Annotated in this window: 18 protein-coding genes and 1 riboswitch; of the genes, 13 read left to right on the plus strand and 5 right to left on the minus strand. The window is 63.4% G+C overall.

Annotated elements, in window-relative coordinates:
- Positions 1-122: 122 nt before the first annotated feature.
- The 4 genes from RIN61_RS15775 to RIN61_RS15790 all read left to right on the plus strand — a co-directional run bounded on the left by RIN61_RS15775 (position 123) and on the right by RIN61_RS15790 (position 2,216).
- Entirely contained in the window at positions 123-305 is a 183-nt protein-coding gene (locus RIN61_RS15775) for a CPXCG motif-containing cysteine-rich protein (RefSeq protein WP_012270508.1), read from the plus strand.
- Entirely contained in the window at positions 305-565 is a 261-nt protein-coding gene (locus RIN61_RS15780) for a putative signal transducing protein (protein WP_133970277.1), read from the plus strand. The genes RIN61_RS15775 and RIN61_RS15780 overlap by 1 nt, the downstream gene beginning before the upstream one ends.
- Before the next feature lie 15 nt (positions 566-580).
- Positions 581-1,201 carry an SOS response-associated peptidase gene (locus RIN61_RS15785; RefSeq protein ID WP_112252000.1) on the plus strand — a complete coding sequence of 207 codons (621 nt, stop codon included), beginning with the start codon at positions 581-583 and terminating at the stop codon, positions 1,199-1,201.
- Positions 1,202-1,400: 199 nt separating this feature from the next.
- Positions 1,401-2,216, plus strand: coding sequence for a M48 family metallopeptidase (locus RIN61_RS15790; protein ID WP_025337703.1), 816 nt, complete (start codon positions 1,401-1,403; stop codon positions 2,214-2,216).
- A gap of 138 nt (positions 2,217-2,354) precedes the next feature.
- On the opposite strand, the gene RIN61_RS15795 is transcribed toward RIN61_RS15790, so the two are convergent.
- The 3 genes from RIN61_RS15795 to RIN61_RS15805 all read right to left on the minus strand — a co-directional run bounded on the left by RIN61_RS15795 (position 2,355) and on the right by RIN61_RS15805 (position 5,225).
- Positions 2,355-2,939: a TMEM165/GDT1 family protein gene (locus RIN61_RS15795; RefSeq protein WP_133970279.1), complete on the minus strand. Its 585-nt coding sequence runs from the start codon at positions 2,937-2,939 to the stop codon at positions 2,355-2,357.
- A gap of 87 nt (positions 2,940-3,026) precedes the next feature.
- A riboswitch (yybP-ykoY riboswitch) is annotated at positions 3,027-3,167 on the minus strand.
- A 39-nt stretch (positions 3,168-3,206) separates the two neighbouring features.
- Positions 3,207-4,205 carry a class I SAM-dependent methyltransferase gene (locus RIN61_RS15800; protein WP_313852776.1) on the minus strand — a complete coding sequence of 333 codons (999 nt, stop codon included), beginning with the start codon at positions 4,203-4,205 and terminating at the stop codon, positions 3,207-3,209.
- Between the two features lie 54 nt (positions 4,206-4,259).
- Positions 4,260-5,225, minus strand: a complete 966-nt coding sequence (locus RIN61_RS15805; protein ID WP_252378795.1) for a 2-hydroxyacid dehydrogenase — start codon at positions 5,223-5,225, stop codon at positions 4,260-4,262.
- Between the two features lie 287 nt (positions 5,226-5,512).
- On the opposite strand from RIN61_RS15805, the gene RIN61_RS15810 reads away from it, so the two are divergent.
- From RIN61_RS15810 to RIN61_RS15845, 8 genes are all read left to right on the plus strand, one after another.
- Positions 5,513-7,195 carry a fatty acid--CoA ligase gene (locus RIN61_RS15810; RefSeq protein WP_313852778.1) on the plus strand — a complete coding sequence of 561 codons (1,683 nt, stop codon included), beginning with the start codon at positions 5,513-5,515 and terminating at the stop codon, positions 7,193-7,195.
- 332 nt (positions 7,196-7,527) lie between these two features.
- Positions 7,528-9,414, plus strand: coding sequence for a DUF1302 domain-containing protein (locus tag RIN61_RS15815; RefSeq protein ID WP_207878478.1), 1,887 nt, complete (start codon positions 7,528-7,530; stop codon positions 9,412-9,414).
- A gap of 25 nt (positions 9,415-9,439) precedes the next feature.
- Positions 9,440-10,804, plus strand: a complete 1,365-nt coding sequence (locus RIN61_RS15820; RefSeq protein ID WP_215520286.1) for a DUF1329 domain-containing protein — start codon at positions 9,440-9,442, stop codon at positions 10,802-10,804.
- A 1,310-nt stretch (positions 10,805-12,114) separates the two neighbouring features.
- A complete protein-coding gene (locus RIN61_RS15825; RefSeq protein ID WP_313852784.1) occupies positions 12,115-14,832 on the plus strand; it encodes a winged helix-turn-helix domain-containing protein in 2,718 nt (905 codons plus the stop codon).
- A 146-nt stretch (positions 14,833-14,978) separates the two neighbouring features.
- Positions 14,979-16,586 carry a tetratricopeptide repeat-containing response regulator gene (locus tag RIN61_RS15830; RefSeq protein ID WP_215520288.1) on the plus strand — a complete coding sequence of 536 codons (1,608 nt, stop codon included), beginning with the start codon at positions 14,979-14,981 and terminating at the stop codon, positions 16,584-16,586.
- Positions 16,583-17,275 carry a sensor histidine kinase gene (locus tag RIN61_RS15835; RefSeq protein ID WP_112252010.1) on the plus strand — a complete coding sequence of 231 codons (693 nt, stop codon included), beginning with the start codon at positions 16,583-16,585 and terminating at the stop codon, positions 17,273-17,275. The genes RIN61_RS15830 and RIN61_RS15835 overlap by 4 nt, the downstream gene beginning before the upstream one ends.
- Positions 17,276-18,618: 1,343 nt before the next feature.
- The gene (locus tag RIN61_RS15840; RefSeq protein ID WP_313852787.1) at positions 18,619-19,263 is read left to right on the plus strand and encodes an MBL fold metallo-hydrolase; all 645 of its coding nucleotides are present in this window, start codon (positions 18,619-18,621) and stop codon (positions 19,261-19,263) included.
- Positions 19,264-19,371: 108 nt separating this feature from the next.
- A complete protein-coding gene (locus RIN61_RS15845) occupies positions 19,372-20,091 on the plus strand; it encodes a YiaD family glycine zipper/OmpA-like lipoprotein (RefSeq protein WP_013970946.1) in 720 nt (239 codons plus the stop codon).
- A gap of 125 nt (positions 20,092-20,216) precedes the next feature.
- Here RIN61_RS15845 and pta read toward each other — a convergent pair whose 3' ends face one another.
- The gene (pta, locus tag RIN61_RS15850) at positions 20,217-22,304 is read right to left on the minus strand and encodes a phosphate acetyltransferase (RefSeq protein ID WP_112252013.1); all 2,088 of its coding nucleotides are present in this window, start codon (positions 22,302-22,304) and stop codon (positions 20,217-20,219) included.
- Between the two features lie 31 nt (positions 22,305-22,335).
- Entirely contained in the window at positions 22,336-22,638 is a 303-nt protein-coding gene (locus tag RIN61_RS15855; RefSeq protein WP_112252014.1) for a DUF3565 domain-containing protein, read from the minus strand.
- On the opposite strand from RIN61_RS15855, the gene RIN61_RS15860 reads away from it, so the two are divergent.
- Positions 22,637-23,122: an FKBP-type peptidyl-prolyl cis-trans isomerase gene (locus tag RIN61_RS15860; RefSeq protein ID WP_003247325.1), complete on the plus strand. Its 486-nt coding sequence runs from the start codon at positions 22,637-22,639 to the stop codon at positions 23,120-23,122. The two genes, RIN61_RS15855 and RIN61_RS15860, sit on opposite strands and share 2 nt — an antisense overlap.
- The last annotated feature ends 76 nt before the right edge of the window (positions 23,123-23,198 follow it).

A 23,198-nucleotide genomic window follows, 5' to 3' on the forward strand; every position in this document is an offset into this window, starting at 1 on the left:
GCTCTCTTGTTGGAAACGGCTAGGGTAATAAGGTAGGGACGGGTTCCGAAAAACGGCTCGGACACACACAGGCCCTGTAAACAGACCGGCAATTATACGCATAAGTCACCCCGGAGGCCGCGATGCTGGAAACTGCGATCTACGATTGCCCTTATTGTGGCGAAGAAGTCGAAACCACGGTGGACCTGTCCGGTGGCGATCAGGAATACATCGAGGACTGCCAGGTTTGCTGCAAGCCTATCCGCTTCGTGCTGCAGGTTCATGGCGAGGAGTGGATGCTGGATGTATTCGGTGAGAATGACTGATGCAGCGTATCTACGAACCGGAAAGCCTGCTCGAGGCTGAAATGCTGGCGGGCATGCTCGCCAGCGAGGGGGTCGAGGCGCACCTGGTCGGCCGTGACCTGGTCGGTGCTGCCGGCGAGTTGCCGCTGCAGGGCCTGCTGGGGCTTGCCGTGGCTGACGAGCAGGCCGAGTACGCACGGCAGCTGATCGATGCGTACAATGACGCCCAGCCACTGGTTGGCGACGAACCGGAGAGTTTCCCCGGTACCTTGATCTGCTAGGTTCTGAATTCGCCCATGTGTGGACGTTATGCCCTGTTTCGCTGGCCCCAGGCTCTTGCCAGTCTGCCGGGCTTTCCCGTCGGCCAGCCAGCCCAATGGAACATCTCGCCGGGGGCTTCGGTGCTGATCCAGCGCCAGCTCGACGGCCAGCTGCAATTGGCCAAGGCGCGTTGGGGGCTGACCCCGGCCTGGCTCACCGACCTGTCCCGAACCCCCGCCCATGCCCGCGCCGAGACCCTGGCCGAGCAGCCGATGTTTCGCGACGCGTTTCGCCAGCGCCGCTGCCTGATGCCGGCCAACGGCTTTTACGAATGGCGCGGTAGCGTGCGCAAGCGCCCGTACTGGCTGACCCCGGGGGAGGGCGCTTCGCTGTACTTCGCCGCCGTGTGGGAGGCCTACCCGGTGCAGGACCAGGTTTGGCTGAGTTGTGCGGTGGTGACCCAGGCGGCGATGAACCAGCGTCGGCCGCTGATACTGGACGAGGCAGGGCAGGCAGCCTGGCTTGACCCGGACACGCCGGTTACCCGTTTGCACGAGCTGCTGGCCAGCCCGCCGGCGACGCTGCGTGAGCGGGCCCTGGCGAATTTCGTCAACGATCCGAAGCTGGATGCACCGGAGTGCCTGACCCCGGCTTGATGCATTGCCTTTGACGGCCCTTTCGCGGGTAAACCCGCTCCCACAGGTACTGCACCGAATTTGAAACCTGTGTAGTCCCTGTGGGAGCGGGTTCACCCGCGAAGAGGCCGGTGCAGGCAAATAAATTCTTCCGTGCGGCTATGGCGGCCCAGCGGCGACTCGGCCTACGATACGGCGCATGTAAAAAGGGAGTGTTTTCATGCGTAAGTCTTTTGTCGTCAGTCTGTTGAGTGCTGGCATCCTGCTAGCTGGCTGCCAGGCGGTGAATACCACCAGCGGCGGTGCTGTCGGCGTCGAGCGCCAGCAGTACATGTTCAGCATGCTCTCGACCGATGAGGTCAACCAGATGTACGCCCAGTCGTACCAGCAGACCCTGGGTGAGGCATCGAACAAAGGCGTGCTCGACAAGTCCAGCGCAGTTGCCAAGCGTGTACAGGTAATTGCCAACCGCCTGATCGCCCAGACCCCCAAGTTCCGCCCGGATGCCGCGCAATGGAACTGGGAAGTCAATGTGATCAAGAGCGACGAGCTCAACGCCAACTGCGGCCCGGGCGGCAAGATCATCGTCTACACCGGGCTGATCGATCAGCTCAAGCTCACCGATGCGGAAATTGCTGCGGTGGTGGGCCATGAGATCGCCCACGCCCTGCGTGAGCACAGCCGCGAGGCGATGTCCAAGGCGTACGGCGTCGAAATGGCGCGTCAGGGCGCCGGTGCCCTCTTTGGCCTCGGCCAGGGCAGCATGGCCATGGCCGATACCGTAGTGAACTATGCCATGACCCTGCCCAACAGCCGGGCCAACGAGAACGAAGCCGACCTGATCGGCCTGGAGCTCTCGGCGCGTGCCGGTTACGACCCGAATGCCGCGATTACCCTGTGGAACAAGATGAGCCAGGCGTCCGAAGGCGCGCCGCCTGAGTTCATGAGCACTCACCCGGCGTCCCAGAGCCGCATTGCTTCGCTGCAGGCGGCGATTCCGAAGGTGATGCCGCTGTATCAGGCGGCCAAGAAGTAAGACCGTAAGGGGCTGCTTTGCAGCCCAATCGCCGGCAAGCCAGCTCCCACAGAGTGCTCTATCGGCCTCAAGGCCTGTGCAATACCTGTGGGAGCTGGCTTGCCGGCGATTGGGCCGCAGAGCGGCCCCCGTCAGCAGTCAACCCACCCAGCCACTGGCCTTCATCGCCGAGTACACGGCCACGATCGCCAGCACGAAGAACGCCGTGGCCGCCAGGCGACGGATCAGCGTCAGTGGCAGTTTGTCCGCAGCGAAGTTACCCGCCAGTACCACCGGCACGTTGGCAATCAGCATGCCCAGGGTGGTGCCGATAATGACCATGATCAGGTGCGGATACTGTGCCGCCAGCATCACCGTGGCGACCTGGGTCTTGTCGCCGATTTCAGCCAGGAAGAACGCGATCAGCGTGGTCAGGAACGGCCCGAAGCGGCGTGCCGGGTTCTCGTCGTCATCCATCTTGTCCGGAACCAGGGTCCACAGCGCAGTGGCGGTGAAGCTCGCAGCCAGGATCCAGTGCAGTGCCGAGTCGCTGAAGAAGCTGCCGACCCACGCGCCCACGGCACCGGCCGCGGCATGGTTGGCCAGGGTAGCGGCGATGATGCCGGCGATGATCGGCCAGGGTTTGCGGAAGCGGGCAGCGAGTATGAGCGCGAGCAATTGCGTCTTGTCGCCGATTTCGGCGAGGGCAACGATGGCGGTGGGGACCAGCAGTGATTCCAGCATCAGGATTCCTACGGGGGCGGGTCGACACGGCTATGACACGTACAGCCTCCCCGCCCCGGGTAAGGTGTGCGTGTCATAGGTCTTGTCAAACCCCGGATCCGTCTATGCGGATCTCGCCATGCAGGCTGGCATGGTGGGTCGCACGCGCCATGGTCTGTGGACCAAGTATGTTGACGCGTACCGGGCGAGCTGGGCGCTCGCGGGAGACTACTCCCCTAGGACGGTGCGGATTCTGCCTAGGCAAAACGCTTTCGGCAAGCGCTGTTTTTAACCGCGTGTTGCCCGGTAGATGCGGAAGCCGTCCGCCTCGTCGCATGTCTGGCAGTTGCCCAGCGCCCCTTCGATCAGCGGCTGGTAACGCAGGAAGCTGTTGGCAACCAGGCGCATTTCGCCACCTTTTCGCAGATGAACAGCCGATTTTTTCAGCAAGTTCTCCGATGCCTGGTAGTTGGTGTGAACCCCGGTGTGGAACGGCGGGTTGCTAAGGATCAGGCTCAGCTCGGTCGGCGCCGCGTCGATGCCATCACCGCTGATCACTTCGCCTTCCAGGCCATTGGCGGCCAAGGTCAGGCGGCTGGCGGCCACGGCGAAGGCATCCACGTCCAGCAGGGTTACCCGGTTTTGCGGATAACGGCGCTTTACCGTTGCGCCCAGTACCCCGGCACCGCAGCCGAAGTCCAGCACATGCCCGCTCGGCAGGCCGTCGAGGTGCTTGAGCAGCAGGGCGGTACCGCGATCGAGGCGGCCATGGCTGAACACACCGGGCAGGCTGATAACCTGCAGTGGGCCGTCTTCCAGGCTGAGTTCGAAGCGTTCGGCCAGGCTTTCCAGGGGCTTGGCTTCTGGTGCGTGTTCGATGGTCACCTGCCACAGCTGGCAATGGCGGGCGCTGTCGAGCTTGCGTGGCTTGCCAAAGGCCTGCAGCTGCTTGGCCGCGCCCTCGATGCCGCCACGTTTCTCGCCGACCACGTATAGCTTGCGGCCAGCCAGGCGCGAGGCCAGGGCGTTGAGCAGGTAGGCGGCCAGTTCGCGGGATTTGGGCAGGAACAGCACGGCGCTGTCGAACGCCACTTCAGGGGGCTCCACTGCATAGTGGCTGCGCCCGGCGAAGCGGCTTTCGAGCATGGCCTGATCGCCAGCATGCCAAGTCCAGGCCCGGGCCTGGGGCAACTGGCCAAGCAGGCCGTCGGCGGGGGCGCCGGCGAGCAGCAGCGGGCTCTGGAACAGCTCTGCCTGGCGGAGCAACACTTCACTGCGCGGGTCCATGGACGACGCCTCCTGGAAAAAAGTGGCGCAGTGTAGCAGAGGCGGGCGCCGGGCTCAGCTGACCACGCGGCGTGGTTGCCCGGCGAAGAAGGCCTGGGCGTTCTCGCTGAGCTGGCCGACGATGCGCTGGCGCGACTCCACCGCACCCCAGGCGCTGTGCGGGGTGATGATCAGGCGCGGGATGCCGGGTTCGAGCAGCGGGTTGCCGTTGACCGGCGGCTCCACGCTCAGTACGTCGGTGGCGGCTCCGCCCAGGTGGCCACTGCGCAGGGCGTCGGCCAGCGCTTGCTCGTCGATCAGGCCGCCGCGGGCAGTGTTGATCACCAGCGCGTTCGGCTTGAGCAGGGCCAGCTCGCGTGCCCCGAGCATGTGTCGGGTGTGCTCGTTCAGCGGGCAGTGCAGGGTCAGGGCGTCGACTTGCGGCAGCAATTCGTCCAGTGGCAACCGGTCGGCCCGTTCCGGGCGGCCAGGGATCTGCCCGCTGAGCACGCGCATGCCAAAGGCCTCGGCCAGCCTCGCCACCGCGCCGCCCAGTTCACCGTGGCCCAGCAGGCCAAGAGTCTTGCCCTCTAGTTCGACGATGGGGAAGTCCAGCAGGCAGAACTGGCTGGCCTTGGCCCACTGGCCATCGGCTACCGCCTGGTTGTAGTCGCACAGGCGGGTGGCCAGGGCCAGCAGCAGGGCGAGGGTGTGCTGGGCGACGGACGGGGTGCCATAGCCCTGGCAGTTGCACACGGTGATGCCCTGGGCGCGCGCTGCCGCCAGGTCGACATTGTTGGTGCCGGTGGCGGCCACCAGGATCAGCTTCAGTTGTGGGTTGGCGGCCAGGGACGCGGCGTCGAGCATGACCTTGTTGCTGACTACCGTCACCGCGCCCTGCAGGCGTTCGGCGACCTGCTCCGGGCGGGTGGCGGCGAACAGTTCGAACTCGTCGAACTGCTGCTTCAGGGGCGAGAGGTCGAGATCGCCCAGGTCCAGGGACTGGTGATCGAGAAACACGGCGCGACGCGGGCTGGGCATGAAGGCCTCCGGGGATGGGCGGGATTTCGGTGTCGCGGCCATTCGCGGTTAAACCGCTCCCACAGGTATTGCACCATTGCAGAGGCTGGTGCAGTACCTGTGGGAGCGGGTTTACCCGCGAATAGGCCCTCAGCGCCGCAGTGTCTAGCTCAACCTTGCCGCCCGTCAACGCCCGCCACTCATACCTTCGCCATGCAAATCATTCCTTCGGCTGATTTAGCCGTCACATTGGCGAACTACAGTAACTCCCAGACTTGTCCGGCCCGCTTTTCAGAAAAGGGATACCCATGTTGCAGACCCGCATCATCAAGCCCGCCGAGGGCGCCTACGCCTACCCCCTGCTGATCAAGCGCCTGCTGATGTCTGGCAGCCGCTATGAAAAGACTCGCGAAATCGTTTACCGCGACCAGTTGCGGCTGACCTATCCCCAGCTCAACGAGCGCATCGCGCGCCTGGCCAACGTGCTGACCGAAGCCGGGGTAAAGGCTGGTGACACCGTGGCGGTGATGGACTGGGACAGCCACCGCTACCTCGAATGCATGTTCGCCATCCCGATGATTGGCGCGGTGGTGCACACCATCAACGTGCGCCTGTCGCCTGAGCAGATCCTCTACACCATGAACCACGCCGAAGACCGCGTGGTGCTGGTCAACAGCGACTTCGTCGGCCTGTACCAGGCCATCGCCGGGCAACTGACCACCGTCGACAAGACCCTGCTGCTGACCGACGGCGCGGACAAGACAGCCGAGTTGCCCAACCTGGTGGGCGAGTACGAGCAACTGCTGGCCGCTGCCAGCCCGCGCTACGACTTCCCGGACTTCGACGAGAACTCGGTAGCCACCACCTTCTACACCACTGGCACCACCGGCAACCCCAAGGGGGTGTACTTCACCCACCGGCAACTGGTGCTGCATACCCTGGCCGAAGCTTCGGTGACCGGCAGCATCGACAGCGTGCGCCTGCTGGGCAGCAACGACGTGTACATGCCCATCACCCCGATGTTCCACGTGCACGCCTGGGGTATTCCCTACGCCGCCACCATGCTTGGCATGAAGCAGGTGTATCCGGGGCGCTACGAGCCGGACATGCTGATCACGCTGTGGCGTGAGGAAAAGGTCACTTTCTCCCATTGCGTGCCTACCATCCTGCAGATGCTGCTCAACTGCCCGACTTCCCAGGGCCAGGACTTCGGCGGCTGGAAGATCATCATCGGCGGCAGCGCACTCAACCGCTCGCTGTACCAGGCCGCCCTGGCCCGCGGCATCCAGCTGACTGCCGCGTATGGCATGTCCGAGACCTGCCCGCTTATTTCCGCCGCCCACCTCAACGACGAACTGCAGGCCGGCAGCGAGGATGAGCGCGTCACCTACCGTATCAAGGCTGGCGTGCCGGTGCCGCTGGTCGAGGCGGCCATCGTCGACGGCGACGGCAACTTCCTGCCTGCCGATGGTGAAACCCAGGGCGAGCTGGTGCTGCGTGCGCCGTGGCTGACGATGGGCTACTTCAAGGAGGCGGAAAAGAGCGAGGAGCTGTGGCAGGGTGGCTGGCTGCATACCGGTGATGTCGCCACCCTCGACGGCATGGGCTACCTCGACATCCGCGACCGTATCAAGGATGTGATCAAGACCGGTGGCGAGTGGATTTCCTCGCTCGACCTCGAAGACCTGGTCAGCCGCCACCCGGCCGTGCGCGAAGTGGCGGTGGTGGGGGTGGCCGACCCGCAGTGGGGCGAGCGCCCGTTTGCCCTGCTGGTGGTGCGCGAAGGCCAGGTCATCGATGCCAAGGCACTGAAGGAACACCTCAAGCCATTTGTCGAGCAAGGGCATATCAACAAGTGGGCGATTCCAAGCCAGATCGCCGTTGTTACTGAAATTCCCAAGACCAGTGTCGGCAAGCTCGACAAGAAACGCATCCGCCAGGACATCGTCCAGTGGCAGGCCAGCAACAGCGCATTCCTCTCCACGCTGTAACCGCCATGCGGGTCGCGTACCGCAGCACGCGACCCGCATGCTAGAGGGGTGGAGCCTTGCCAAACGGCAGAAATACGCCATCCTTTAGCACTGCCAGCACGCAGCCTGGGCAACATTGCAGCGAGTTGGCCGCACGGAGCGCAAATCACACTTTAGAGGGATCAAGCGCCTGTGCCTTGCTGGCTATAGTCGGGGCCAGGGGATTTTCAGGAATGGGGGAAGGCGACATGCGCAAGCCGTGTCGCCGCAGGCGCAAGCCTGCAAACCGGTCGCTCGGGCCGTTCTTGAAAGGACTCACTGCCATAACAAAAAAAGTACATGGAGTAGCGTCGATGAAATCTGCAAACCTGTTCTGGCGCCGGGCCAAGTTGCCCCTGGCCGTCAGCCTTGCTTCCACGCTCGCAAGTCCTGCTTTCGCTGTCAGCTTCAACATTGGTGAAATCGAAGGCCAGTTCGACTCGTCGCTCTCCATCGGCGCCAGCTGGTCGACGGCAAACCCCAACAAGAACCTGATCGGGGTGAACAACGGCGGCAAGGGCCTGTCGCAGACATCCGACGATGGCCACCTGAACTTCAAGAAGGGCGAAACTTTCTCGAAGATCTTCAAGGGCATCCATGACCTGGAACTGAAGTACGGCGATACCGGCGTGTTCGTCCGTGGCAAGTACTGGTATGACTTCGAACTGAAGGACGAAGGCCGCGAGTTCAAGGACATCAGTGACTCCAACCGCAAGGAAGGCGCCAAATCGTCCGGTGCCGAGCTGCTCGACGCATTCGTCTATCACAACTACTCCATCGGCGATCAGCCAGGCTCGGTGCGCCTGGGCAAGCAGGTGGTGAGCTGGGGTGAAAGTACCTTCATCGGTGGTGGCATCAACTCGATCAACCCGATCGACGTGTCGGCGTTTCGCCGCCCGGGGGCCGAGATCAAGGAAGGCCTGATTCCGGTCAACATGTTCTACATCTCGCAAAGCCTGACCGACAACCTGTCGGCCGAGGCCTTCTACCAGATCGAGTGGGACCAGACGGTCGTCGACAACTGCGGCACGTTCTTCTCCCAGCCGGACATCATTGCCGACGGCTGTACCGACAACCTGCGCGTGCTCAACAGCAGCCGCACAGTGCCGGGGGCGGCGCAGCAGTTCCTTGCTACCCGGGGCGTGAACATCAACGAAGAAGGGGTGATGGTGCGCCGCGGTGCCGACCGTGACGCGCGTGACAGCGGCCAGTTTGGCGTGGCCATGCGCTACATGTTCGAGCCGCTGGACACCGAGTTTGGCGCCTACTTCATGAATTACCACAGCCGCGCGCCAATCTTCAGCGCCACCGGGGCCCCGCCTTCAGTGTTCGCCGGGTTGAGCGCCCTACCTGCGCAGCTGCGTGCATTGGCGCCGCTGATCGTGGCGGGTAACTCCGAGTACTTCGTCGAATATCCCGAGGATATCCGCCTTTATGGTTTGAGCTTCTCAACCACACTGCCCACCGGGACCGCCTGGAGCGGCGAGCTCAGCTACCGCCCCAACGCACCGGTGCAACTCAATACCACGGATATTCTGTTCGCCGGGGTCCGCCCCATTGGCGGCGCGTTGAGCAACGCTTCGCTGCTGACCGGTACGCCGGGGCAGGACCTGCACGGGTATCGCCGCAAGGAGATCACCCAGTTCCAGACCACCCTCACGCATTTCTTCGACCAGGTGATGGGCGCCAGCCGCATGACCGTGGTGGGTGAACTCGGTGTCACCCATGTGGGTGGCCTGGAGAGCGCACACGATACCCGCTACGGTCGCGACCCGGTGTACGGTCCAGGCCCGCTGCCATCCACGGGTGGGGCCAATACCTGTCAGGCACTCAATGCCAGCACCATCGCAGGCGCCGGTGCTGGTGCCTCCACTGCCAACCTGAGCCGCAACTGCGAGAACGATGGTTTTACCACCAGTACTTCCTGGGGCTATCGCGCCCGGGTCATCTGGGACTACAACGACGTCTTCGCCGGGATCAACCTGAAACCCAGCGTGGCTTGGTCGCACGACGTCTCCGGCTACTCGCCGGGCCCTGGCGCCAACTTCGAGGAAGGCCGCAAGGCCGTCAGCCTGGGCCTCGATGCCGAGTACCAGAACACCTATACGGCTAGCCTGTCGTACACCAACTTCTTCGATGGCGAGTACACCACCGTGGATGACCGTGACTTCGTCGCGCTCAGCTTCGGCGTGAACTTCTAAGCATACAGATCCAGGACGACACGACATGAACAAGACCAGAAGTCTGCTGCAAGCCGGTGTGCTGGGCCTGTCCCTGCTGGCGACCAGCGTCATGGCTGCAGTATCCGCCGACGAGGCGGCCAAGCTGGGCAGTACCCTGACCCCGATGGGCGCCGAAAAGGCCGGCAACGCCGATGGCTCGATAGGCCCGTGGGAGCCGCTATCGAAGAGCGCGGGCAGCGCCGACGCCAAGGGTTTCCTGCCCGACCCGTACGGCAGTGACAAGCCGCTGTTCACCATCACCGCGCAGAACGCCGACCAGTACAAGGACAAGCTCTCGCCGGGCCAGCTGGCCATGCTCAAGCGCTACCCGGACACCTTCAAGATCCCGGTATTCAAGACCCATCGTGGCTCCACGGTGCCGGCCGACGTGTTCGCCGCCATCAAGGAGAATGCCACCAAGACCACCCTGGTCGAAGGCGGCAACGGCCTGAGCAACTTCCGCACGGCTGTACCGTTCCCGATCCCCAAAAGCGGCCTGGAGGTGATCTGGAACCACATCACCCGCTACCGGGGCGGCAGCGTCAGCCGCCTGGTGACCCAGGCCACGCCGCAGCAGAACGGCTCCTTCAACCCTGTGTACTTCTCTGACCAGTTCGTCTTCCGCGACAAGATGAAGGATTACGACCCGAACAACCCGGGCAACATCCTGTTCTACTTCAAGCAGGAAGTGACCGCGCCTGCGCGCCTGGCCGGTACCGTGCTGCTGGTGCACGAAACCCTCGACCAGGTGAAGGAACCGCGCAAGGCGTGGATCTACAACGCCGGCCAGCGCCGCGTGCGCCAGGCACCGCAAGTGTCGTACGACGGCCCGGGTACCGCTGCCGACGGTTTGCGCACCTCGGACAACCTGGACATGTTCAACGGTGCGCCGGATCGCTATGACTGGAAGCTGGAAGGCAAGAAGGAGATGTACATCGCGTCCAACGCCTTCAAGCTCGACGACCCCAAGCTCAAGTACACCGACATCATCAAGGCCGGGCACATCAACCAGGACCTTTCCCGTTACGAGCTGCGCCGCGTATGGCACGTGGTCGCGACCCTCAAGCCGGGCCAGCGGCACATCTATGCCAAGCGTGACTTCTACATCGACGAGGACACCTGGCAGGCTGCGGTGATCGACCAGTACGACGGCCGTGGCCAACTGTGGCGGGTGTCCGAGGCACATGCCCAGCCTTACTACAACGTGGAAGTGCCGTGGTACACCCTGGAGACCATCTACGACCTGCAGTCGGGCCGTTACCTGGCCCTGGGCATGAAGAACGAAGAGAAGCGCGCCTACGACTTCGGTTTCAGCGCCAGCAAGGCTGACTTCCAGCCAGCGGCACTGCGCCAGTCGGGTATTCGTTGATCTGAAAACACGTCACACCATGTTATCCCCAGAGCGCCCCGGCTTGCCCGGGGCGTTTCTATTTCCTGTTCCGGCCCCTTCGCGGGCGCGCCCGCTCCCACAGGAGTCGCGCAAGCCCAGACCAGCTCGATTCCTGTTGGAGCGGGTAAGCCCGCGAAGCAAGCGACACGGTGCATGGCACCGGCTGCGCCGGTGTTCGCGGCTAAAGCCGCTCCCACAGGTACAGCGCGAGCCCAGGCCTGCGCCAATCCCATGTGGGAGCGGGCAAGCCCGCGAAGCAAGCGATCCGGTGCATGGCACCGGCTGCGCCGGTGTTCGCGGCTAAAGCCGCTCCCACAGGTGCAACGCGAGCCCCAGGCCTGCGCCAATCCCATGTGGGAGCGGGCAAGCCCGCGAAGCAAGCGACACGGTACATGGCACCGGCTGCGCCGGTGTTCGCGGTTAAAGCCGCTCCCACAGGTACAGCGCGAGCCCCAGGCCTGCGCCAATCCCATGTGGGAGCGGGCAAGCCCGCGAAGCAAGCGATCCGGTGCATGGCACCGGCTGCGCCGGTGTTCGCGGCTAAAGCCGCTCCCACAGGTGCAACGCGAGCCCCAGGCCTGCGCCAATCCCATGTGGGAGCGGGCAAGCCCGCGAAGCAAGCGACACGGTACATGGCACCGGCTGCGCCGGTGTTCGCGGTTAAAGCCGCTCCCACAGGTACAGCGCGAGCCCCAGGCCTGCGCCAATCCCATGTGGGAGCGGGCAAGCCCGCGAAGCAAGCGATCCGGTGCATGGCACCGGCTGCGCCGGTGTTCGCGGCTAAAGCCGCTCCCACAGGTGCAACGCGAGCCCCAGGCCTGCGCCAATCCCATGTGGGAGCGGGCAAGCCCGCGAAGCAAGCGACACGGTACATGGCACCGGCTGCGCCGGTGTTCGCGGTTAAAGCCGCTCCCACAGGTACAGCGCGAGCCCCAGGCCTGCGCCAATCCCATGTGGGAGCGGGCAAGCCCGCGAAGCAAGCGATCCGGTGCATGGCACCGGCTGCGCCGGTGTTCGCGGCTAAAGCCGCTCCCACAGGTACAGCGCGAGCCCAGGCCTGCGCCAATCCCATGTGGGAGCGGGTTCACCCGCGAAGAGGCCGGAGCAGGCAATCAATCTGGTGAATACCTCAGCAAACCCCCGCCGCAGCCCTTGTCTGTCAGCCATGTTGCTTTTTGTCGCAGTCTTTTCCTCCGTAATCGCGCCCTTTACCTTCAAATGCGCAGCGTTACCCGCTAGTCTCGCAAGCATCCATACCGCCGTAGTCTTCCAATCAGAACGAGCCGGCCATGACAGATCTGTCCCGTACGCATGGATTCGCCAGCCAGGCTCTGGGCCTGCTGGACGGGCGTTTCTTCCGGCCGCCCTTGCCGGACGGCCATGTGCCGCGCCTGCGCCTGTGCCAGCGGCTGCAAGCCGGCCTTGGCGGGCGGTTGTTGCTGGTCAATGCCCCGGCGGGTTTCGGCAAAAGCTCCCTGGCCATCGAATTTTGCGAAGCGCTGCCCGAGCACTGGCGTAGCCTGTGGCTGGGCCTGAGCCAACGGGATGCCGACCCTGGCCGCTTCCTGGAGCGCTTGCTCGAAGGCCTGCAGCAGTATTGCCCAGCGCTGGGCGGCCAGGCCATGGGCCTGCTGAAAATGCGCCAGCGCCACCAGCCGTTCGCCTTCGAGGAATGGCTCGACGGCCTGCTCGACGAGCTGGCGCTGTACCTGCAAGCCGATACTCCCTTGTTGCTGGTGCTGGACGACTATCACCTGGCCCAGGGGCCAGTGCTCGACCGTTGTCTGCAGTTCTTCCTCAATCACTTGCCCCCTGGCCTGGTGCTGCTGGTCACCAGCCGCCAACGCCCGGACTGGCACCTGGCGCGCCTGCGCCTGTCGCGGCAACTGGTCGAGCTCAACGAACAGGACTTGCGCCTGACCGCCGAAGAATCGCTGGCGGTGATCGGTCGCCAACCCACCGCTCTGCGTGGCCAGGCTCTGGACAACCTGATCCAGCGCAGCGACGGTTGGGTGGCCGGGTTGCGTTTCTGGCAACTGGCGGCCAGCGAGTCGGCTGACGAACAGGCCTTGCCCCAGGCCTTGCATGGCGGTGAAGGCCTGATCCGCGACTATCTGTTAGAAGAAGTCATCGAAATGCTGCCCACCGACGTACAGGCCTTCCTGTACGAAACGGCCTGCCAGGAACGTTTTTGCGCCCCGCTGTGCGATGCCATGCGCGGCCGCCACGACAGTGCCACGATCCTGCGCTTTTTGCAGGCGCACCAAGTGTTCCTGGTGCCGCTGGACGAGCATGGCCACTGGTTCCGTTATCACCACCTGTTCTCCGACCTGCTGCGCAGCCGCCAGGCCAGCGAGCCGCTGGTCGGCCTGCAGTTGCGCGCCTGTCGCTGGTTCGAAAGCCAGGGCCTGCTGGACGAAGCGGTGGAGCAGGCGCTGCGGGCCGGTCATCTTGATGTTGCCGCCGACCTGGTGCAGAGCCTGTCCGAGGAGCAACTGCTGGCCGAACAGAACGTCGGCATGCTGCTGCGCTGGAAGATGGACCTGCCCGACAGCCTGCTGATCAGCACGCCGCGGCTGATCGTGCTGTACAGCTGGGCGTTGGGCCTGGCTTGCCAGTTGGACGCGGCCGAAGAGTTGGCGGGTTATCTCAGCCGCTTCCTGCCCGCGCCTTCGGCGACCGCGCAAAAGTCCATGCTGGCCCAGTGGCTGGCGCTGAGTGGTGTGATCGCCCGTGGCCGAGGCGACCGCGAGCGCACCCTGGCCTATTGCGGCGAAGCGCTGCAGAGCCTGCCGAGCAAGCGGTATGGCCAACGCCTGGTGTGCCTCTCGACGCTGTCGAACCTGGCGATTGCCGATGGCGATTTCTGGCGGGCCCGCGGCTGGAACCGCGAGGCCCTGGAGCTGGCCCAGCGCGTCGGCAACCCATTGTTCGAGGCCCTGGCCCATTACGACCGGGCGCGGGTGCTGCATGCCCGTGGCGAGGTACTGCGCGCGCTGGACGAAGTGCGTCAGGGGCTGCAGCGCCTGCAAGGGCTGTCGGCACAGCGGCTGTATGCCGTGCGCGCCCGCCTGACGCTTTACGAAGGCTACCTGCTGGTATCGCGGCTGCAGCCATCCCAGGGCCGTGCCCGCTTGCGTGCTGGGCTGGGCGAGGCGCGCGCCTGCCGTGATATCAGTGTGCTCATCGGCCACTGCGTGATCGCTACGCTCGATGGCCGGGAAGGGCACTTTGCCGAGGCCTTTGCCGAACTGGCCGAGGCCGAGCGGCTGATGCATATCTGGGATGTACCGCCGGTGTATTACCTGGCCATGATCACCCTGGTCAAATGTGAATTGTGGCTGGCCCAGGGGCGCATCGACCTGGCCGAGTCCTGGCTCCTGCGCCTGGGCCAGACCTATGGCGGCGAGCAACCGGCGGCGGCCCCGGAGTTTCACCCGCTGCTGCCGTTGCACATCGCCTTGCAGCAGGCGTTGCTGGAGCGTATCCAGTCACGTAGCGACGACGCGGTGCAACGCCTGGCCAGCCTGGTCGAGCGCGGCCAGGCCAGTGGCGGCATGATGCTCAGCGTCAGTGCCCTGTGCCAATGGCTTGGTTTGTTGCTGGGCGAAGGCCGCGAAGAGCAGGCCGCCCAGTTGTTGCCACGGTTGCTGGAGGCAGCCCAAGGCGGCGTGCTGCAACCGTTCCAGCCTTTGCTGGAGCAGCACCCGCAGTGGCTTCATGAACAACTGCAGGCAGTTGCCGCCTGCCCGGTGCAGGCCGAGTTGCTCAAGCGCCTGCCGCCGCTGCCGAGCGCCAGCACCGGCAGCGGCGAGGCCCTGAGTGGCCGCGAACTGGCTGTGCTCGAGCTGATTGCCCAGGGGTGTTCCAACCAGCAGATCAGCGAGCGGCTGTTCATTTCCCTGCACACGGTGAAAACCCACGCCAGCCATATCAACAGCAAGCTGGGGGTGGAGCGGCGTACCCAGGCGGTGGCAAGGGCCAAGTCCCTGGGGCTGCTGACGTAGTACTGGCCTTGCAGGTCGTAGCTCGCTGAACGGATGGCCCGTGGCCGCCAACGCTCTACCCTCATCTTTCCCGACCAGCTGCCGATACAGCTATCGGTGGCATCGCCTCGCGCGATTTTTCAATCATTCCAAGGCAGGTCGTGTTGATGCTGCAGTACGGGCAAAAGAGCTTTCTGATCGTCGACGACTTTACCGACTTTCGCACGTCGACCCGTTCCATGCTGCGCGAACTGGGCGTGCGTGACGTGGACACCGCCGACAGCGGCGAGCAGGCGCTGCGTATGTGCGCGCAAAAGCGCTATGACGTCATCTTGCAGGACTTCCACCTGGGCGACGGCAAGAAGAACGGCCAGCAGGTGCTCGAAGACCTGATTCTCGACAAGCACATCAGCCATGAGTGCATATTCATCATGGTCACTGCCGAGAGCAGCCAGGCCATTGTCCTCAGCGCCATCGAGCACGAGCCTGATGCCTACCTGACCAAGCCGTTCAACCGGGTTGGCCTGGCCCAGCGCGTCGAGAAGCTGTACCAGCGCAAGACCCTGCTCAAGCCGATTCTGCAGGCCCTGGACCGCAGTCGCCCCGCCGAGGTGCTGGCGGCCTGCGCCGAGCTGTGCAAGCGCGACCCACGCCTGGCCCCGCTGTGCCTGCGCTATCGGGCCGATGCCTTGCGCAACCTCAACCGTTTCGACGAGCTGGAGAAGTTTCTCAAAGCCATCCTGGCCAGCCGCCCGCAGCCGTGGGTGTACTCGGCGTTGGGCAGCCTGATGCACAAGCGTGGCCAGAACGCCCAGGCCCAGGGCGTATACGAGCAGGCGCTCAAGGCCTTCCCGATCATGCCGGGCCTGTACGATGGCATGGCCGAGGTGCTGGTGGCCCAAGGCGAAACCAGGCGTGCGCAGAACATGCTCGAAGAAGCCGTGCGCCTCTCGCCTTTATCGGTGCGCCGGCAGTCGACGCTGGGCAAGCTGGCGTTGGAAAACGAAGACTTCGAGAGCGCTTCGAAGGCGTTCCGTCACGCTGTGACCCAGGGTCAGAGCTCACGCTACAAGGACGCAGAAAACAACCTGGGGCTGGTGCAGGCGTTGATGAACAAGAATGCCGGTTTTGGCCTGGATGCGCGCACCCGGGTCGAGATCAACGCCACGCTCAGCGAGGTAGCCAAGGAAAACCCCGAGGACCAGGGGCTGCAGGTGCGTGCCCGTATGATGAAGGCCGCCAGCCTGCAGCAGGCCGGCGACCCCGAAACAGCTGCCAAGCTGACCGAGCAGGCGATCCAGCGCCTGGACAAGATGAACCAGTTCTTCTCGGTGGATTCGGCCCTGACCGTTGCCGCGCAGTTGCAGGCCATGGGGCAAGAGGCCGCCGCCATCGGCGTGCTGAAGAACTGCGTGGAAAGTTATGGCGACGACCCCAAGGTCATGGAGAGGGTCGGCAAGCTGACGGACGACCCCAGCGTGCTCAACGCCATAACCGAAGCGGTCACGCTAAATCGCCAAGGTGTGCGCAGTTACCAGGGGGGGCAGCTCGGCGAGGCATTGCAGCTGTTCCGCAAGGCGCTAGGTTTGCAGCCAAAGAACATCAGCATTGCCCTCAACACCGCCCAGGCGTTGCTGCGCATCGGCGGAGACAGCCCTCAGCCCGCGATCATGCAGGAGTGCCGCGACGCCCTGACCAGCGTGGCCGGCATCCCTGCCAGTGACAACCGCTACGACCGCTACCGCAAACTGCACATCCGAGTGTTCGGCGCATGAATCAAGAAAACCAGGGGCTGGATTTTTCCACGGTGATCGCCTCCACCGTGCACGACCTGAAGAACTCCCTGTCGGCGCTGATCCAGTCCCACAACCAGTGGATGCAGCGCTTGCCCGAGGAACTTCGCGGTGGTGCCGAGCAGGGGGTGATGGAGCATGAGTTTCGCCACCTCAACGGCATGCTGGTGCAGTTGCTTGGGTTGTACAAACTGGGCGTGAACCAGTTGCCAGTGTGCCCTGACTACCACGAACTGGACGATTTCATCGAAGCCCAGCTGGCCGCGCACGAGGAAGTGCTCAAGCACAAGGACATCCTTGCCACCTGGCGCATCGACACCGACAACCCGCTGGGCTTCTTCGACCGCGAGCTGGTGGCCTCGGTGATCGCCAACGTGATTACCAACGCCACCCGCTTTGCCGCGCATGCCTTGCTGATCACCATCGAAGAGGCAGACAACCAGTTGGCCATCTGCGTCAACGATGACGGCCCGGGTTATCCACAGCGCATGCTCGAACGGCAGGAAGAATTCATCCAGGGTATCGATTCGACCAGCGGCAGTACCGGCCTGGGCCTGTATTTTGCGGCGCGGATCGCGGCACTGCATGAAAGCGGCGGGGTGCGCGGGCGGATCGAGATCTCCAACGGCGGGGCGCTTGGGGGTGGGTTGTTCAGGTTGTTCTTGCCTTAAGAGAAGCTGGCAGAGCACGCCCGTATTGACACATCAAGCAACGCTTCCTGCTAATACAGCGGCGACGCTTCGTCGTGAGTTGTAGGAGCAATCTGATCTAAACCAAACGGGCCTTTGAGCTCTTTTCATCGGCGTTCACGCTGGTAATTATTCGGTTTTCGATGACTACCAGCAGAGCGGTTATGAAAAGATTTACTCAGGAGTTGAACCATTGCTCACCGACTGAAAGCTTGCGGGCGAATGAGCATCAGAAGAATGCAGGTTTCGGCGTAAACCGTTATGACCTTGCGTCGCTCCTCGGTCAGTGCGACTTCAATGTCCCGCAACCGAAAGACATGCGGACGTGGGACCGCATGCAACCAGTAGGTCGTGAGTTCTAAATGGACGGAGGCTCCATTTCGAATGCGGAGCTTGCATGAGAAGGCGAATCAGCAAACTCCGATACCAAATATTTCGCTCCCAAGCCCGTACCCTCACTCATGAGTTACTGTGTCGGCAGCCAGAACTACTGAGCGGAGATGTCGAGCTGGATCAAGTCCGGATAGAGCCCATAACGCACGAGGCCGTCAGCGCTAGCCTTGAATGGCTGACAAGTGGGTGTCTGTTTCCTTGGGAGGATATTGTCGACTGGAAGGATAGCGATCCCAAAGGGTTCGATCTTGCCATCTGGTTCGGAAGCGAGCTCTGTGGTCTCTGCTACGCAAGCCCTAGAAAGAGTCGCTTATGTATCAAGGTTATTCTGCTCCAAGGTAATCCCAGCAGGTCGCATCCACTCCGGGGAGAGATCGCTGGCTTGGCGCTGACATCGATAGACTTCTACGCTCGCATGTTGGGTTGTCAAGAGATTGAAATACAAGACCCTGTTGAAGGCGCAAAGTCAGTTTATGAGGCGCTTGGTTTCACCTGGACCGCCAAGGGTCGGCTTGTGATCCAGGTTGATCCCTAATAACATCGATTGCGTCGATCAAGCTTTTGGAGGTAACCATGCGATCCAAAACGAGACAGGTAGAATTGCTTGCCATTGCAAGATTCGAGGCTGAAGCCAGACGTCTTGCTGGTCGAGTCTCCAGTAACCAGCTCCGGTTTCTGCAGGTCGCGAAGGCGAAGGGGGCAGAGCTTGAGCCCGCAGGCCCTCTGGCAGGAATTCCGTCCTGAACGACAGCACGTCAGGCCTTGGGATATGCAGCCTTGCTGCACATTCGTATTAGTCTGAAAACCGGCCTATTGGCCGGTTTTTCGTTTGCATCAGGGGGCAACTTGCAATCCCGGCGACCTGCCTGCGCTTGAATGGATATATAGACTCGACGCTTTTAGCGCGCTGCGCTTTCCTCATGAGAACGTCAATGACCCAACCCCCGTCTTCACTCATCCGCGAAACCTTCCCTGTAGGCCCCCTGCAGTGCAACTGCACCCTGATCGGCGACCCGCTCACCAAAAAGGCCATCGTCGTCGACCCGGGCGGTGACCCGGACAAGATCCTTGCCCGCCTGCTGGCCCACGGGCTGACGCTGGTGAGCATCATCCACACTCATGCGCATTTCGATCACTTCCTTGCCTCGGGCAAGCTCAAGGAACTGACCGGTGCCACGCTGCACCTGCACAAGGACGACCAGGCGCTGTGGGACAACCTGGAAATGCAGTGCCAGATGTTCGGCGTGCCTTACACCCCGGTACCTGCGCCAGACCGCTGGCTGGGAGATGACGAAGAGTTGGCCTGCGGTTGTGGCGTGGCCTTGCATACGCCAGGCCACACGCCAGGCTCGATGAGCTTCTGGTTTTCCGACGCCAAGCTGCTGATCGCCGGCGATACCCTGTTCCGCCGTGGCATTGGCCGTACCGATCTGTGGGGTGGCGACCAGCGGGCCATCGTGCGTTCCATCAAGGAGCGGCTGTACCAGTTGGACGAGGAGGCTATCGTTGTGACTGGCCACGGGCCCGATACCCGGCTGGGCGACGAAATGCGCGAAAACCCCTTCGTGCGTGCCTGATGGCACATGAAGGCACTTTCACGGAATTTTTCGTTGCCGATGCAATCCAAGGCTGGCATAGATCCCTTTATGATCTGCCGCATTCATGAATTCAGTAGGAGCTTGTCCATGTTCACCATGCGTCGTCTGATTATCGTCGCAACCGCCGCTGCCCTGATGACCGGCTGTGCCGGCCAGAACCCTTATGACAGCCAGGGGCAGGCGCAGGGCTCCACAGGGATGAGCAAAACCGCCAAGTACGGCGGCCTGGGCGCGCTGGCCGGTGCTATCGCCGGTGCTGCCATCGACCACAACAACCGTGGCAAGGGTGCCCTGATCGGCGCTGCCGCCGTAGGTGCCGCCGCAGCCGGTTATGGCTACTACGCCGATAAGCAGGAAGCCGAACTGCGCGCGCAGATGGCCAATACCGGTGTGGAAGTGCAGCGCCAGGGTGACCAGATCAAGCTGATCATGCCGGGCAACATCACCTTCGCCACCGACTCGGCCAACATCGCGCCAAGCTTCTACTCGCCGCTGAACAACCTGGCTGGCTCGTTCAAGCAGTTCAACCAGAACACCATCGAAGTGGTCGGCTTCACCGACAGCACTGGCAGCCGCCAGCACAACATGGACCTGTCCCAGCGCCGTGCACAGGCGGTCAGCACCTACCTGACCTCGCAGGGTGTGGATGCCTCGCGTATCACCGTACGTGGCATGGGCCCGGACCAGCCGATCGCCAGCAACGCCGATGCCAATGGCCGCGCGCAGAACCGCCGCGTGGAAGTGAACCTGAAGCCGATTCCGGGTCAGCAGTATGACCAGCAAGGTCAGGTTCAGCAGTATCCCTGATTGACCGGAGTGACCCTGTGGGAGCGGGTTGACCCGCGAACACCGGCGTAGCCGGTGCCAAACACCGCGTCGCATTCTTCGCGGGTGAACCCGCTCCCACAGGGGCTGCAAGACAGCCCCGGTTTTTAGCGCACCACGCTGGCCTGAATCGCCGTCAGGGCGATGGTATGCACGATATCGTCAACCTGCGCCCCGCGTGGCAAGTCGTTCACCGGCTTGCGCAACCCTTGCAGCATCGGCCCCAGGCTGACCCCGTCGGTACTGCGTTGTACCGCCTTGTGCGTCGTGTTGCCGGTGTTCAGGTCAGGGAACACGAACACCGTGGCACGCCCTGCCACCGGGCTGTCCGGCGCCAGCTCGCGAGCAATCGCCGGGTTGGCCGCCGCGTCATACTGCAACGGCCCGTCGATCAGCAGCTCCTGCGCCGCGCCTTGTGCCAGGCGGGTCGCTTCGCGCACTTTCTCGACTTCCTCGTCGCTGGCCGAATCGCTTGAATAACTGATCATCGCCACCCGTGGTGCGATGCCGAAGGCCTGCGCCGATTCGGCACTCTGCCGGGCGATCTCGGCCAGTTCGACAGCACTCGGGTGCGGGTTCATCACACAGTCGCCGTACACCAGCACCTGCTCGGGGAACAGCATGAAGAACACCGACGACACCAGGCTCGAGCCCGGTGCGGTCTTGATCAATTGCAGGGCCGGGCGGATGGTGTTGGCGGTGGAGTGCACCAGGCCCGAGACCAGGCCGTCCACTTCGTCCAGAGCCAGCATCATGGTACCGATCACCACCGGGTCTTCCAGTTGCTGTTCGGCCATTGGTGCATTGAGGTTCTTGCTCTTGCGCAGCTCGACCATCGGCTCAACATAGCGCCGGCGAATCACATCGGGGTCGAGAATTTCCAGGCCCGGCGGCAAGGTGATGCCTTGGGCGCGGGCCACGGCGTCGACATCCTCGGGCTTGGCCAGCAGCACGCAGCGGGCAATGCCGCGGGCCTGGCAGATGGCCGCAGCCTGCACCAGCAGCGGCTGGGCGCCTTCCGGTAGGACGATGCGCTTGTTGGCCTGCTGCGCCCGCTGGATCAACTGGTAGCGGAACACCGCCGGCGACAGGCGCAGCTCGCGCGGGGTACCACAACGCTGGTGCAGCCAGGCGGCGTCGAGGTGGCTGGCGACGAAGTCAGTGATGAATTCGGCGCGCTCGCGGTCGTCCACCGGGATTTCGCGGTTCAGCGAGTTAAGCTGGTTGGCGGTGTCGTACGAGCCGGTGCTGACCGACAGGATCGGCAGGCCGGCCTGCAGGGCGCCACGGCACAAGCCCAAAATGCGAGGGTCTGGCTTACCGTCACTGGTCAGCAGCAGGCCGGCCAGCGGTACGCCGTTGATCGCCGCCAGGCTGACGGCGAGGATGATGTCGTCGCGGTCGCCCGGGGTCACCACCAGGGTACCCGAGGTAAGCAGCGGTACCGTGTTGGCCACGGTGCGCGCGCAGATGATGATCTTGCTCATGCGCCGTTGTTCATAGTCACCGGCATTGAGCACCTGGGCACCGAGCAGGTCGGCCACGTCACGGGTGCGCGGGGCGTTCAGTTCGGGCTGGTAGGGGATACAGCCCAGCAGGCGGAAGTCGTTGCCACGCAGTAGCGGCGAGTGCTCACGCAGGCGGGTGGAAAAGTCCGCCATGCTTTCTTCGGTGCGCACCTTGTTGAGGATTACCCCGAGCACTTTCGGGTCGCGCGGGCCGCCGAACAACTGGGCCTGCAGTTCGACCCGACCGGACAGCTCGCTGAGCACTTCGTTTTCCGGCGCCGATACCAGGATCACCTCGGCATCCAGGCTCTTGGCCAGGTGCAGGTTGACCCGTGCCGCATAGCTGGCGTGGCGCGTGGGCACCATGCCCTCGACCACCACCACGTCGTTGCCGATGCAGGCTTGCTGGTACAGGCGGATGATTTCTTCGAGCAACTCGTCCAGCTGGCCATCGCCAAGCATGCGCTCGACATGGGCCAGGCTAAGCGGCACAGGAGGCTTGATGCCATGAGTGCGGGCGACCAGCTCGGTGGAGCGCTCGGGGCCGGTGTCACCCGGGTGGGGCTGAGCGATCGGCTTGAAGAAGCCGACCTTCAGGCCGGCGCGCTCAAGGGTGCGCACCAGGCCCAGGCTGATGGAGGTCAGGCCGACACCGAAATCAGTCGGCGCAATGAAAAATGTCTGCATGCGTGCTTCTCGAAATAAGCGGTGCAAGAAATTAACGGCCAAGGGTAGCGCTATCGGCCCCTTGTGCGCACCAGCCGCAAGCGAAAGGCTGGCCGATGCGTTGCGCGCGCTGGGCCGGGTCGAGCACCCAGGGGCGCGCCTGCCACGGCGGCTGGTGGCGCAGGTGCTGGGTGTGGCCACAGGAAAGCTCGGCCACCCAGTGGCCCTCTTCGTCCTGGTGGAAGCCGGTGATCCGACTGATGGGCCGTTGCTCGTCCGCGGTGCGTTCGCAATCGGGCGATGGCTTGGTTACACTTGTCCGCTCTACATTCTTTTGCAAAAGGTCTTGCCCCATGCTGATCGCCGCCAACAAGGCTGTCTCCATCGACTATACCCTGACCAACGACGCCGGGGAGACCATCGACAGCTCCGCCGGCGGTGCACCGCTGGTTTACCTGCACGGTGCCGGCAACATCATCCCGGGCCTGGAAAAAGCCCTGGAAGGCAAGCAGGCCGGTGACGAGCTGAACGTTTCCATCGAGCCGGAAGAGGCCTACGGCGAGTACCTGGCCGAGCTGGTCAGCACCCTGAACCGCAGCCTGTTCGAAGGTGTCGACGAGCTGGAAGTGGGCATGCAGTTCCACGCTTCGGCACCGGATGGCCAGATGCAGATCGTCACCATCCGCGACATCGACGGCGACGACGTGACCGTCGACGGCAACCACCCGCTGGCCGGCCAGCGCCTGACCTTCCAGGTCAAGGTAGTCAACGTGCGTGATGCCAGCGACGAAGAAATCGCTCACCGTCACATCCACGGTGAAGGTGGCCATCACCACTGATTTTCTGCGCTAAGCTCAGAAAGTCGCCAGGCGCTCGGGCAAGCCGATTTGCCTTCCTACGGGAGGTGGACGGCTT

Source organism: Pseudomonas inefficax (assembly GCF_032164165.1).
GTDB classification, from domain to species: domain Bacteria; phylum Pseudomonadota; class Gammaproteobacteria; order Pseudomonadales; family Pseudomonadaceae; genus Aquipseudomonas; species Aquipseudomonas inefficax.

Bases quoted from the DNA above. Each gene is read 5' to 3' on its own strand.
- RIN61_RS15785 (WP_112252000.1), top strand. From the start codon at position 581: ATGTGTGGACGTTATGCCCTGTTTCGCTGGCCCCAGGCTCTTGCCAGT.
- RIN61_RS15860 (WP_003247325.1), top strand. From the start codon at position 22,637: ATGCTGATCGCCGCCAACAAGGCTGTCTCCATCGACTATACCCTGACC.
- RIN61_RS15835 (WP_112252010.1), top strand. From the start codon at position 16,583: ATGAATCAAGAAAACCAGGGGCTGGATTTTTCCACGGTGATCGCCTCC.
- RIN61_RS15775 (WP_012270508.1), top strand. From the start codon at position 123: ATGCTGGAAACTGCGATCTACGATTGCCCTTATTGTGGCGAAGAAGTC.
- RIN61_RS15815 (WP_207878478.1), top strand. From the start codon at position 7,528: ATGAAATCTGCAAACCTGTTCTGGCGCCGGGCCAAGTTGCCCCTGGCC.
- RIN61_RS15840 (WP_313852787.1), top strand. From the start codon at position 18,619: ATGACCCAACCCCCGTCTTCACTCATCCGCGAAACCTTCCCTGTAGGC.
- RIN61_RS15810 (WP_313852778.1), top strand. From the start codon at position 5,513: ATGTTGCAGACCCGCATCATCAAGCCCGCCGAGGGCGCCTACGCCTAC.
- RIN61_RS15805 (WP_252378795.1), bottom strand. From the start codon at position 5,225: ATGCCCAGCCCGCGTCGCGCCGTGTTTCTCGATCACCAGTCCCTGGAC.
- RIN61_RS15820 (WP_215520286.1), top strand. From the start codon at position 9,440: ATGAACAAGACCAGAAGTCTGCTGCAAGCCGGTGTGCTGGGCCTGTCC.
- RIN61_RS15830 (WP_215520288.1), top strand. From the start codon at position 14,979: ATGCTGCAGTACGGGCAAAAGAGCTTTCTGATCGTCGACGACTTTACC.
- RIN61_RS15790 (WP_025337703.1), top strand. From the start codon at position 1,401: ATGCGTAAGTCTTTTGTCGTCAGTCTGTTGAGTGCTGGCATCCTGCTA.
- pta (WP_112252013.1), bottom strand. From the start codon at position 22,304: ATGCAGACATTTTTCATTGCGCCGACTGATTTCGGTGTCGGCCTGACC.
- RIN61_RS15780 (WP_133970277.1), top strand. From the start codon at position 305: ATGCAGCGTATCTACGAACCGGAAAGCCTGCTCGAGGCTGAAATGCTG.
- RIN61_RS15825 (WP_313852784.1), top strand. From the start codon at position 12,115: ATGACAGATCTGTCCCGTACGCATGGATTCGCCAGCCAGGCTCTGGGC.
- RIN61_RS15845 (WP_013970946.1), top strand. From the start codon at position 19,372: ATGTTCACCATGCGTCGTCTGATTATCGTCGCAACCGCCGCTGCCCTG.
- RIN61_RS15795 (WP_133970279.1), bottom strand. From the start codon at position 2,939: ATGCTGGAATCACTGCTGGTCCCCACCGCCATCGTTGCCCTCGCCGAA.
- RIN61_RS15855 (WP_112252014.1), bottom strand. From the start codon at position 22,638: ATGGGGCAAGACCTTTTGCAAAAGAATGTAGAGCGGACAAGTGTAACC.
- RIN61_RS15800 (WP_313852776.1), bottom strand. From the start codon at position 4,205: ATGGACCCGCGCAGTGAAGTGTTGCTCCGCCAGGCAGAGCTGTTCCAG.